At 64.9% G+C, this 11,990-nt stretch carries 11 protein-coding genes; 4 read left to right on the top strand and 7 right to left on the bottom strand.

What is annotated here, in order from left to right; translation table 11 throughout:
* The first annotated feature begins 3 nt into the window (after nt 1-3).
* The 3 genes from AB7245_RS11595 (at nt 4) to AB7245_RS11585 (ending at nt 1,908) form a co-directional block, all read left to right on the top strand.
* The gene (locus tag AB7245_RS11595; RefSeq protein WP_085404525.1) at nt 4-684 is read left to right on the top strand and encodes an SDR family NAD(P)-dependent oxidoreductase; all 681 of its coding nucleotides are present in this window, start codon (nt 4-6) and stop codon (nt 682-684) included.
* A gap of 67 nt (nt 685-751) precedes the next feature.
* Nucleotides 752-1,489: a caspase family protein gene (locus AB7245_RS11590; RefSeq protein ID WP_439034243.1), complete on the top strand. Its 738-nt coding sequence runs from the start codon at nt 752-754 to the stop codon at nt 1,487-1,489.
* Nucleotides 1,490-1,605: 116 nt separating this feature from the next.
* Nucleotides 1,606-1,908, top strand: coding sequence for a hypothetical protein (locus tag AB7245_RS11585; RefSeq protein WP_085404527.1), 303 nt, complete (start codon nt 1,606-1,608; stop codon nt 1,906-1,908).
* 94 nt (nt 1,909-2,002) lie between these two features.
* On the opposite strand, the gene AB7245_RS11580 is transcribed toward AB7245_RS11585, so the two are convergent.
* The 4 genes from AB7245_RS11580 to AB7245_RS11565 form a co-directional block, all read right to left on the bottom strand.
* Nucleotides 2,003-2,935, bottom strand: a complete 933-nt coding sequence (locus AB7245_RS11580) for a dihydrodipicolinate synthase family protein (RefSeq protein WP_439034242.1) — start codon at nt 2,933-2,935, stop codon at nt 2,003-2,005.
* 92 nt (nt 2,936-3,027) lie between these two features.
* Nucleotides 3,028-4,386: an ABC transporter substrate-binding protein gene (locus AB7245_RS11575; RefSeq protein WP_085404529.1), complete on the bottom strand. Its 1,359-nt coding sequence runs from the start codon at nt 4,384-4,386 to the stop codon at nt 3,028-3,030.
* A 213-nt stretch (nt 4,387-4,599) separates the two neighbouring features.
* Nucleotides 4,600-5,655 carry a LacI family DNA-binding transcriptional regulator gene (locus AB7245_RS11570; protein WP_085404530.1) on the bottom strand — a complete coding sequence of 352 codons (1,056 nt, stop codon included), beginning with the start codon at nt 5,653-5,655 and terminating at the stop codon, nt 4,600-4,602.
* A 105-nt stretch (nt 5,656-5,760) separates the two neighbouring features.
* On the bottom strand, nt 5,761-6,948 hold the full coding sequence (locus AB7245_RS11565) for a CaiB/BaiF CoA transferase family protein (RefSeq protein ID WP_085404531.1): 1,188 nt from the start codon (nt 6,946-6,948) through the stop codon (nt 5,761-5,763).
* A 172-nt stretch (nt 6,949-7,120) separates the two neighbouring features.
* Between AB7245_RS11565 and AB7245_RS11560 the strand changes: the two genes are divergently transcribed.
* Nucleotides 7,121-8,008: a VOC family protein gene (locus AB7245_RS11560; protein WP_085404532.1), complete on the top strand. Its 888-nt coding sequence runs from the start codon at nt 7,121-7,123 to the stop codon at nt 8,006-8,008.
* A 54-nt stretch (nt 8,009-8,062) separates the two neighbouring features.
* Here the strand turns inward: AB7245_RS11560 and AB7245_RS11555 are convergent, their stop codons facing one another.
* From AB7245_RS11555 to AB7245_RS11545, 3 genes are all read right to left on the bottom strand, one after another.
* Nucleotides 8,063-8,347: a hypothetical protein gene (locus AB7245_RS11555; RefSeq protein ID WP_135215059.1), complete on the bottom strand. Its 285-nt coding sequence runs from the start codon at nt 8,345-8,347 to the stop codon at nt 8,063-8,065.
* Nucleotides 8,348-8,545: 198 nt separating this feature from the next.
* Complete coding sequence (locus tag AB7245_RS11550; protein ID WP_085404533.1) at nt 8,546-11,047, bottom strand: two-component system VirA-like sensor kinase; 2,502 nt, start codon at nt 11,045-11,047, stop codon at nt 8,546-8,548.
* Entirely contained in the window at nt 11,044-11,952 is a 909-nt protein-coding gene (locus AB7245_RS11545) for a cytochrome-c peroxidase (RefSeq protein ID WP_234678505.1), read from the bottom strand. Before AB7245_RS11545 ends, AB7245_RS11550 begins: the two co-directional genes overlap by 4 nt.
* Between the last annotated feature and the right edge of the window lie 38 nt (nt 11,953-11,990).

Genomic DNA, 11,990 nt, shown 5'->3' with positions numbered 1-11,990 from the left:
AGCATGGACAAGAGGCCGCACGCGCTAGTGACGGGCGCAAGCTCGGGGATTGGTGCGGCGATCGTCGAGCAGCTGCTGCGCGACGGCTGGCGCGTCACCGGGATCAGCCGCCGCCTTGCGACGTTCGACCATCCGGCGTTCGATCATTTGTCGCTCGACCTCGATGATGTCGACAGCATTGCCGACGCCTTGGCAGGCTTCACGCCGACCGCGCTGGTTCATGCCGCGGGCCTGCTCAAGGTCGGTGCGCTCGGATCGCTCGACCATGACGACGGCGCGGCGATGTGGCGGCTGCATGTCGACGTCGCCGGGCGCCTCGCCAACGCGCTGGCGCCGCGCCTGCCGAACGGCGGACGCATCGTCTTCATAGGCAGCCGCACCGCATCGGGCGCCGCGGGCCGCGGGCAATATGCCGCGACCAAGGCGGCGCTGGTCGCGCTGGCGCGGTCCTGGGCGCTCGAGCTCGCACCTCGCGGCATCACCGTCAACGTCGTTGCCCCCGCCGCAACCGAGACGCCGATGCTGAAGGATCCCTCGCGCGCCAATGTCATGCCAAAGCTGCCGCCGATCGGCCGCTTCATCCGCCCGGAGGAAGTCGCAGCCGCCGTGGCCTTCCTGCTCTCGACGGAAGCGGCCGCCATCACTGGACAGCAACTCGTCATCTGCGGCGGCAGCTCGCTCTGAGTTCGACCCGTGGCTACTCCAAATCGGTTGTTGTACGATGGATCTCGTTCAAGCAAGCGAGATCCCAATGGACCGACGCGAATTTGTTTCGGGACTGACCCTTGCGACTGCCGCGGCAGGCCTGATGCCGACCGGCGCCGCGGCGGAAGGCAGGCGCGTCGCGCTGGTGATCGGCAACGGCGCCTACAGGAACGTGCCCATGCTGCTCAATCCGCCAAACGACGCCGGCGACATAGCTGCAGCGCTGAAGCGGCTCGGCTTCTCGGTCCGTCTGGTCACCAATGCCAGCTTCGACGAGATGCGTCGCGGCCTGATCGCATTGGGGCGCGACGCCGCCGGAGCCGATATGGCGACCGTGTATTTCGCGGGCCATGGCATGGAGATCAATGGCGAAAACTGGCTGATCCCGATCGACGCAGAACTGAAGCGGGACACGGACGCGGCAAACGAAGCCATCAGCCTGCAGAGCGTGATGTTGCAGGTTTCCAATACCACGAGCCTTGGCCTCGTCATCCTCGACGCCTGCCGCAATAATCCATTTGCCGCCAGGATGAACCGCACGCTCGCCACCCGGGGGACGCCGACCGGCGGGCTCGGTCGCATCGAGCCCGTCGGCAACGTTCTGGTCGCTTATGCCGCACGAGACGGCACCACGGCGCTTGACGGCGACACGCGTAACAGTCCGTTTGCAGCGGCGCTCCTTCGCAACATCGAGACACCGGGCGTCGAGGTCACGTTCATGTTCCGCAACGTCCGCGACGAAGTGATGGAAGCCACCCGAAACGAGCAGCAGCCGTTCGTCTAGGGCTCGCTGTCTCGCAAGGGATTTACCTGGCCGGGCAACCAAAGGGCGGCGCCGAGGGAGCGGAACCTGTCGCCCCGCTTCCGGCTGTCGCGTCCCCGGCACCGTCAGGCGCGTCGATGTCATCGACGATCGATCCTGCGTTGGTGGGCACCTGGGAGATCATGGTACCGGGCCGCCGCGGACAATCGCGTTGGATCTGGCAGATCATGAACGACGGCACTTACAAATTCCACGCCGTGCCGCAGCGCTCGGCCCATCCGCACGAAGGCACGATGATTGCTGCAAATGGCCACTGGACCCTACAAGCCCGAAGGGGCCTTTCGGGTTATAGCGATGGCGGCGCCTACGAGATCCGCGATACACTCGCGGTGATCACGGGCAAGCTGGGCACCGGCGCCTGGAAGCGCAGCGCGGAGTGAGGGCACGAGCCCAGTACGCATCCGATAGATGGTGCCGCTCTGCCGCAGTCACGCGACGATCGCCCCATATCATCGAGATTTGCGAGAGCCGCGATCAGCGCGTGGCCGCGATCCTTGCGCGGAAGCTCGCCTGCCCCTGCATGATCTTGTCGAGCAGTGCATCGAGCGCCCAGAAGCGCTCACGGATGTCGAAATCGATGGTCCGGCTGTGGGCGCAGGCGAACGTGCCGAGCCTCTGATGGTACAGCTTGGCCAGCTTGGGATATCCCATCGGCTCGGCCATCGCCGCGAGGGCGAGATAGACGGAGAGATCGTCCGCCAGCGCCGGATGCCGCGCGCTATCGGTCAACAGCCATTTGTAGAGATCGGGATGGAAGTTCGTGAACACGCCGGTGAAGCCGGCGGATCCGCTTCTGATGGCGTCGAAGGCGATCGCCGCATTGGCGTTGACGATGGCGAGCGAGGAGTTTTTCGTCAGCGCCACGCGACGCTTCACCGTCTCGAGGTCGCAGGACACGTCCTTGAGGATCGCGAAGCGCCCGCTCTCGGCGCAGAACGCCAGCTCGTCGTCGGACATGAGCCGCCGGAACGGCGCGGGACATTCGTAGAGGCCGAGCGGAAGATCGGCGGGCAGCGCATCGAGCAGATGGCGCAGATGATCCATGAAGACGGTGCCGCCCTGCCCCTTCGGATCGAACCGGTTCGTCACCAGCACCAGTCCGTCCACGCCGGTCGCGGCGATGGAGGTCAGCTCGGTCACTTGATCGTCGCGGGATTCACTGACGTGGCCTGACGCGATGACGGGCACCCGGCCCGCCGCCTGCCGCACGACGAAGCGCGCCAGCGCGACCCGCTCCTCGAGGCTCAAAAACTGCATCTCGCTCGACTGGGCCACGGCGAACAGCGCATCCGCGCCGTTGGCAATGTACCATTCGACGAGGTTTTCGAGGCCCGCATAGTCGATTGCGTCGGCTTCGGTGAACGGCGTCAGCATCAGCGGAATGATGCCCTTGATGGTTGCGGTCACAAATCGGCTCCCAGGCGTTGAAATTGTTGACAGGCAGGAGCCTGCCGCTCACGCGTCTTGCAACGCGTGAGCGTAGCTGTTCGGGCCGGCGATCAGTTGCCGGCCACTTCCTTGATGCGTGCGATCATGTCGTCGACGGCCTTGTCGACCGGCACCTTGTTGGTGACGATGGCGTTCACGGCCTTCATCCAGACGTTCTCGTTGTTGAGGGTGGTGAACTTGTAGTTCTTGCTCATCTCGTAGCCGCCGACGCCGGCGAAGAACTGGTCGCGCACGGCGCGGCGATGAACGTCGCCGTCCCAGAAGGCGGACTTCTGTGCGGCCGTCTTGACCGGGAACCAGCGGCCGAGCGCGCCTTCGACATAGGGCTGGAGGTTCTCGTCGCGCAGCAGGAACGAGACGAACTCCTTGGCGCGGTCCTTGTTCTTGGCCTGCTCGAAGATCAGGCCGACCACCACGGAGGCGCGGGTGTGGACCGGCGTACCATCCGGCTTGTTGGGCCAGACCATGGTGCGGATGCGGTCATTATAGTTCTTCTTGGCTTCGTCGCGCTGCTCGGCGGTGAGCGTCTCGTTGCCGGCGTCGTCGAGCCATTTGCCGGGGAGCGAAACCGTCGAATTGTGGGTCATGATCGTCGTCTTGTTGTGGAAGGCGACGTTGTTGTCGGGATCCTTCCAGCTCGTCGCCGATTGCGGCGTGCAGCCTTTCGCGGCGAACTCGACATAGTCCGTCATGGCGGCGACGAGGCCCGCCTTCACCTTGGGATCGTCGACCAGGAGCTTGCCGTTGTCGTCGACCAGCACGACGTTGTAGGCGTCCATGAACACCAGGAACGAGATGAAGCTGTCGGTGGCGTCGACGCCCATCGGATGGCCGACGCCGTAGATTCGCTTGCCGGACGCCTTGCGCACGGCCGGTTGCGCCTTGTCACACCAGAACGACCAATAGCCCTTCCAGTCCTTCGGGATGTCGGTCTCCTTGAGACCTCCCTCCTCCAGCATGTCCTTCCAATAATGCAGATGCAGCGTCGCCTGCTTCAGCGGGAAGGCGTAATAGGCCTTCGCCTTGGTCTTGTCGTTGTACAGCATGACCGTTTCGAGCGACTGCGGGGAGAACTCGCCCTTGATCGGTGCGAGCACGGAGCCGAGATCGACCAGCTTGCCCTCGGAGGCCCACTTGCCGGCGCCCTGGAAATGGTAGGTGTCCGCATAGGTCACGTCGGGCGGACTGCCGGCATCGAGCGCCGCCACCAGCTTCGGCATCATGTCCTGCGTCGCATATTGCGACAGCTCGACCTTGACCCCGGTCTTGGCCTCGAACTTCTTGATGACGGCGAGCAGCGCGTCTTCCTCGGCCTTGTAGTAGCCCTTGTTCCACCAAACGACGAGCTTCTCCTCGGCGGCCGCGGGGCTCGCCGTTCCCATCATCGGCAAGAGCAGCGAAACCGCCATCGAACAGTTTCTGGCCCACCGCAAAACGCTATTCCGCATTGTCGTTTCCTCTCCGTCTCATCCGGCGAGGGGCCCGCCGGTTGCGCTCATGGCGTTTAAAACGCGGCTATGTAAGCGCTTACATATGAGGAGTCAAGCGGCCCTTTTGCGCGGGAAGCCGCCCTCTTGGCGGGACCAGGCGCGCTATCGAAGAGACGACCGCTCTCTGCGGGATCAGGCGCCCCTCGCGTGACCTGCGCTGTCGCGGATTTTCAGAACAGGCACGACTTCGCGCGACTGCGCCTGCGCTTGCCGGCCCGCGATCACGGCGAGGAGCTCGTTGGCCGCCAGGACACCGATCTCCTGATTGTCGACCTTCATCGTCGTAAGCCCCGGAGAAAAGCGCGATGAAATCGCAAGATCATCGAAGCCGGTGATCGAAAAATCCCCGGGCGCGTCGAGGCCGCATTCCCGCGCGGCCATCAACGCACCGAGCGCCAGATTGTCGTTGCCGCAAACGATCGCGGTCGGCCGGATGTCGACGGCTTGCGTCATCAATCCGGCAAAGCTGGCCGCGCCGAACTCCAGCGTCGAGGGACCCATCATCAGATCCTGCGCCGCAATTTCCAAACCCGCGGCCGCGAGCGCTTCGCTGACGCCGCGAAGCCTTTCCTTGACGCGGTCGTTGTTGGTGTCCGGCTGGAAGATGGCGGCAAACCGGCGATGGCCGAGCGACAGCAGATGCTCCGTCATGCGGCTGAACGCGGCGCGATTGTCAAAGCCGATGCACGGATGCGGTGACAGCTTGTTGTATGAGTATGTCACGACATAGGGAATGCCGCGCGAGTTAAACGCGTCAAAGAGCTCGGGGGGATGATTTTCACCGACCACGGCAATTGCTTCCACGCCGCGCGCAAGCATCGCTTCGGCCTGCCGCAAGCCCTCGTCCGGATCGTAGTTCGAGCAGCCCAGGAACAGCGTGAAGCCGCGTTCGCTGAAGACGGTCTGCATGCCGCCGATCTGGTGGGCGAAGATTTCGTCGTCCAGGGTCGGGATGATGGCGCCGGCGATATGCGTCCGGCGCGAGGCCAGCGCCCGTCCCGCAGCATTGGGAATCCAGTTCAGCGCGCGTGCGGCGTCCTTGACCCGCTGCCTGACCTCTTCGGAGACCTTGTCGGGTTCGTTGAAGGCGCGCGAGACGGTCGCGGTCGAGACATTGGCCTTGCGGGCGACCTCCTCGAGCTTGACGCGGCCGCTGCCTCCACGCGCTCTCTTTGAACCTGCCACCATCCCCGCCACGTCGGTCGAACGCTTGATCGATCAATACCTTGCCATGGTATTGACGACCACCGGAGTCCTCAATGAAAATCTCCTAGCGTGAGGCGCGCGCGCTTCCTAGACGATCCCGCCCTGCCGAAGCGCCGCAATCGCAGCCACGTCGTAGCCAAGCTCCGTCAGGACGAGGTCGGTATGCTCGCCGAGCGTCGGCGGACGCGATGCGATCTCGCCGGGCGTTTCCGACAGCCGGACGGCAGCGCGGGCCACGGGTGCGCGTTTCGGCAGGCCGGGATACTCGACATCCTGCATGAAGCCGGCGGCGCGAATATGCGGATGGTCCAGCGCCTGTTGCGGGCTGAGGACGGGCCCGGTCGGAATCATGGCCTTGCCCAGCGTGTCGACAGCCTCCTGCGTGGTGCGCTCGGCGCACCAGCGCGCCATCCGCGCGCTGATGACGGGGCCGTTATTGCCGCGGCTGATGTCGTCGGCAAAGCGCGGATCGTTCAGCCACTGGTCCTCCTCACCCATCAGCTTCGCCCAGCGTTTGAACAGCGGATGCCCCGTGACCTGGCACAGCACCCAGCCGTCTTTGGTGCGGTAGATGTCGGCCGGTGCTGCAGTCTGGCCGAGATTGCCCGTCGGCACGCGATTGACATTGATGACGGCCTGCTCGATCAGCGTGGCATTGGTGAAGGACAGCGCGGTGGCGAGCAGCGCGCCCTCGACGATCTGCCCGCGTCCGGATTTGCCGCGCTCGATCAGGGCTGCAAGCGTCCCGAACGCGCAATGCAGCGCCGTGCCGAAATCGACCCAGTTCACCGCGGCCCGATATGGCGGGTCGCCAGCACCGGTCATGTACACCGAGCCCGACATGACCTGGCCGACGCCATCGAAGCCGACGCGGTCGGACCATGGCCCCGGCCCGCCGAACGCGGTGGCGGTCGTCAGGATGATGTCGGGCTTGATCGCCTTCAGCGAGTCGTAGTCGAGCTTCATCGCGCGCAGGGTCTGCGGCGGCAGATTGGCGACGACGACGTCCGCGGTCGCGATCAGGCGGCGCATCACCTCCTGCCCTTCCGGCTTCATCGGATCGAGCGTGATGCACTTCTTGTTGCGGTTGACCTGCAGGAACAGCGCGCCTTCGCCGCCCTCGCCGACCGGCGCCACGAAGCGATCCTCGCTGCCGTCGCGCTTTTCCACGCGGATGACCTCGGCGCCGAATTCGGCCAGCAAGGTCGCGCAATAGGGCCCTGCGATATAGCGCCCGAAATCGAGGACGCGCACGCCCTCCAAAACTCCTCCCATCGATCCCTTCCCATATTCATATGTTCTGGCCAGATTACAGGGACTGGCTGCCACGGCAAGGCGGCAACGGACATCATGCCCCTGCCCTCAAGATGTGATCGGCGAACAGTTTCGGCCGGCGGAAATTCTGCTCTAGTATCGATCTCTCAGTCCCCCCAGCCAGAGCACATCCATGCCGCAACAATTCGATCGATCCGCAGAAGATCTCGGCAACGCGATCCATTTCGAGCACGTCAACATCCAGGTCCCCGACCAGCGCCTCGCCACGCTGTTCTACGTGACCGGGCTTGGACTGACCCGCGATCCCTACCTGATGGTGTCCGACACCAACATGTGGATCAATGCCGGACGGAGCCAGTTTCACCTGCCGAGCGGCAGGCCGCAGGTGCTGCGCGGCCATGTCGGGCTGGTCATCGAGGGCCGCGAGGCGCTGCTGGCGCGGCTCGCGTCGGTCGCGAAGAAGCTCGAGGGCACGGCGTTCGCATTCGCCGAGCACAACGATCATGTCGAGGCGATCTGTCCGTGGGGCAACCGACTGCGCTGCTACGAGCCGGACGCCGCACGCTTCGGCCGCATCGCGCTCGGCATTCCCTATGTCGAGTTCGACGTGCCGGAAGGCACCACGAAGGCGATTTGCGCCTTCTACCCCGAGATCATGGGCATGCCCGCAAGCTTGCGAAACGGCGACGGCCAGGTCGCCGCCGTGAAGACCGGCCGCGACCAGCATCTGTTGTTCCGCGAGACCGATCGGCCCCAAGGCGACTACGACGGCCACCACGTGCAGATGTACATCACCGACTTCTCCGGCCCTTACCGCAAACTGCTGGCGCGCGACCTGATCTCGCGCGAGGACAATCAATACCAGTACCGCTTCTGCGACATCGTCGATCTCGACAGCGGCAGGCATCTCTTCACGGTCGAGCACGAGGTCCGCAGCGCGACCCATCCGATGTTCATGCGGCCGATGGTCAATCGCAATCCGGCGATCAACAACCGCAATTACGCATTCGGCCACGATCAGTCGCTCTGGGCGATGGGGCCGGATCAATACGAGGGATAGGAGATGGCGAACGCGCGCCTTACGGCGCGCGCCATCCGTGACCTCGGCCGGCCATCAGCAGCCACGGCAGATGATCAGCCGGCGGTCGATCTCCCTGTCGAGCCGCTGCAGCTCCGCGTCTTGGGGCGAGGCTTGCGTCGACCCGGGCACGTCGCTGCGTCGCGGCTGCCGGTGACCGATGGGAGCCTGCCGGGACAGGTCCGCGAACTTCATTGCGTCCACACTGCCAGGCGAGGACATGGTCACAGGCGCGCTTGCGCCTCCGGCAGCCCTGAGGCTGGAAACCGATCCGAACAGAAACGTAGCTGCGACGACGGTCACGCCAAGTCTGATTGACATCATCATTCTCCTATCGCGGTGACGTTGCGACGATGCGCATGCGATGGATAGGAGGTCCCGGCTACTCGACCATTTCGCCCGCGGCGACATCGCGTTACCATTGCAACCGCGATCGCCGATTGTCGTGCGCCAGCTCTGGATTCCTGTTTTGACGCGCTTTCTTCGCGCGCGCCGGTATCCGCTTCGCTCGAAAACGCTCTACCGCGCCGCGGCGGACCGCCTCACGCGTCGTCGTGCGGCCGACGAGGCGACGCTCCGCGCCAGGACGCCGGCGAGCTCCGCCGATATCAGCGGGTGATGAACGAGCTCGGTGATCCCTGACGTCTCCAGCGACGGCACCGCCAGCTCGCGCGTCGATGGGCTCGCCAGAATCATCGGCAAGGCCGGCGCTGCCGCGTGCAATGCCGCAGCCAGCTCGATCGAGGAGCCTCCGGGCATGTGACACACCAGCGCCGCATCGAAGCGCGTTTGCGCGGTGCGGCAGGCAGTGATCGCCTCCGCCAGCCTGGTGAACCCGACCGGCTCATAACCCAGCGCCGCGAGGATTTCCTCATGGCGCAACAGGCGACGGCGATCGGTGTCGAGCACCAGCACCGTCTCGCCCGCGCCACGGAACGCAAGATCGGGGCTGTGCTGAACCGGCACCGCCTCGTCGGGATCGCCGGATGGCAGCCAGACGTCGAAGCGCGTGCCCGCATCCGGCTCGCTCTGCACGGCGACGGCGCCGCCATATTGCTCCGCGATCTCGCGAACGGTTGCGAGCCCGATGCCGTTGCCGTCCGGACGCGTCGTGAAGAAGGGCTCGAATATCCGTTCCAGCGTCGCCTCGTCCATTCCCGGCCCCGGATCGGTGACCGAAATCACGGTGAAGCGGCCGGGGCCGACCTCACTGCGTCCGATCGACAATGGCTGTTGAAGATCGCGCACCTTGATGCCGAGTTCGATGCAACCCGGCTCCGTCATCGCCTGTGCCGCATTGTTGCAAAGATTCAGGATCACCTGCTGCAACTGGGCGGGCTCGCCCATCACGGTGGCCTCTTCGGCCGACTCATTCACCTCGAACTGGACGTGCGAAGGCAACGAAGCCGCCAGCAGCGATCTGGTTTCGTCGATCAGGGTCCTGACACAGACACGCTCCCGCCTGCCCTCGCCGCGGCGGCCGAAGCCGAGAATCTGTTCGACCAGTTCGCGCGCCCGCTCGCCGGCACGGCGAATCTCCGCAAGGCTGCCGGCCGGCCGGCCTCCCGACCGGATTCGCGCTTCGGCGATCTCGGCATAGCCGAGGATCGCGCCGACGATATTGTTGAAGTTATGGGCGATACCGCTGGCAAAGGTGCCGAGGGTTTCCATGCGGCGTGCCTGTTGCAGGCTCGCCTGCAAGCGCTCCTTCTCGCCTTCGAGCCGGACCCGGCGGATCGCGTTGCCGATGGCGTCGAACGCCATGCGAAACAACGAGACTTCGGACCAGTATGCGAGCGCCCCGGCCGGCACGGTATCGAAGCCGAGGATTTCATCGCGATGTCCCCTGACCGCCGTCACGCACAGCCAGCCGCCGACGCCAGCGTCCTCGAGCAGGTTCATCGTGTCGTCGGGATGGGCGGCCTTGACCTTGGGAATATAAACGATACCGCCTTCGCCACTGTCGAAGCGTGGCGCGAGGCTCAGCGCGCGATCCGGCCAACCCGGCTCGAATGCGATCCCGTCGCGGGACCACCGATAGGTGCTTGTCGTCGTCCCGGTCGCGCCGACGAAATAGGCGCGATCCGCACCGATGCATCCGGCGAGCTGTTGCAGCGCGGTCTCGACGTCAGCGGTGATCCTCTCGCGGCTCGAATCGATGAACCGCATCGAGATGCCGGCCATGACGTGCTCGAACGCCGCTCGGCGGCGCAGCGTGACCGCGCGCCGGTGCAATAGCAATCCGAAATAGACCACGCCGCAGAGCAGCAGCAGCGACGTCATGAACTGCAACAGGCGTACCCGGCGCGCCGACGCCCGCGAGGCGAGCTGACGCCTGGTGATCAATGCCAATACGGCATCCTGCTCGCGGTTGTTCGATTCGGCGACGAGCGTCTTCACGATCGTGTCGATGTCGGGCAGAAGGTCATGCAGCATCTCCCCGTGCATCAGCAACGCGCGGACCGAATCCATGTCCTGCGGCGGCGTTTGCACGAGCGCCAGCTCTTCCAATCGACCCTGGACCTGACGCGCCACGACGTCCGACGTATCGAGCGTCAGGCGCAGCATCGCCGCCGCCAATGCGGAGGCGGCGGTGACCAGCGCCCGCTGATCCGACTCGGCCAACTTGTCGCTGAACAGACCGAAATAGGCAAAGGAGTTCTGGAGCAGCGCGTTGCGGCTCTTGAACCGTTCGACCAGATCCTCCTGCCGGAGGGCGCGTGCCGACAGCACATCGATGGCCCTGGTCTCTTCGGCATTGAGACCCGGCGTTTCGCGCAGCCGCGTCAGGGCGTCGTCATAGGCATCGGTCATCTGCACCAGCTTGTCATAGTTGCGCGACAGGCCGACGCGCGCGGTCAGCACTTCCCTGGTCATCGCGCGTTCGAACCGGGTGAAGTCGCCAAGCGCCTGGAGCTGACGGTCGTAACGCACCGAATTGAAGTTCAGCCCGTTCAACAACAGCCAGGTCAGCAGGGCGAGCACGCAGGTTACGCCGATCACGGCGGGGGCAAATTTCATGGGGAGCCTCCGACAGTCGCGCCGCGATAGGTGCCGGTCAGACTGTTCAGAAAGGCGACGAGCGCCTTGACCTGCTTCTCCGTCAACGTGGCGTTCAATTGGGCAAAGGCCATCTTGCGAACCGCGTCATCGAGCGTCGGCGCGCTGCCGTCATGGAAATACGGCGGCGTGGTCGCGACGTTGCGCAGGCTCGGCACGCGCAGAATTTTCGGCTCGGGCGATGCGAGCGGGTGGAATATGCCGTGGCGCTGGAACAGATTGCCGCCGACATTGACGCCCTGATGGCAGGACGCGCAGCCCAGCGATTTGAACAATTGGTAGCCGCCCAGCTCGTCCTCCGACAGCGCCGCGGCGTCACCCGCCAGCCAGCGATCGAACTTGCCGCCCGGCGTGACCAGCGTGCGCTGGAAGTTCGCGAGCGCGTCGACGACATCGCCGCGCTCCGGGCGGTGGCCGTAAGCCGCGAAGAAGCTCTCGCGCATGTCGGGATCGGCATTGAGCTTCTCTGCGATCTCGACCGAGCTGCTCGCCATGGTGCGCGGGCTTTCCAGCGACGCCCTGGTATCGGCTTCGATGTTGCGTAATTTTCCTTCCCAGCCGAAGCGAAAGCTGAGCGCCGCATTGAAGACGGTGAGCGTGTTGAGCGCGATCGCCGCCCCGTCGGGGCCGACATCGTGCTGCCTCGGGCTCGCGCCGTTCGTCGCGATATCGTGACACGATGCGCAACTGCGTGAATTGTCGTGCGACAGCCTGCGATCGGAGAACAGTCGTTCGCCGAGCTTGACCTTCAGCGGATTGATTGCCGGCGGTGCCGGAATGGGCGTGATGGGCTCATCCTTGCGGACCGACACGAAGGCAGACGGCGACTGCGACGGTGCCGGAGAGACCTTCAGAGAGCACGGCACCAGTGCGCAAATCACGATCGCGCAACGTCGAAGGCCGG

Source organism: Bradyrhizobium sp. 604_D8_N2_3 (genome assembly GCF_051810765.1).
Taxonomy (GTDB): Bacteria; Pseudomonadota; Alphaproteobacteria; order Rhizobiales; family Xanthobacteraceae; genus Bradyrhizobium; species Bradyrhizobium barranii.
This window is presented reverse-complemented; position numbering and strand designations above follow the sequence as displayed.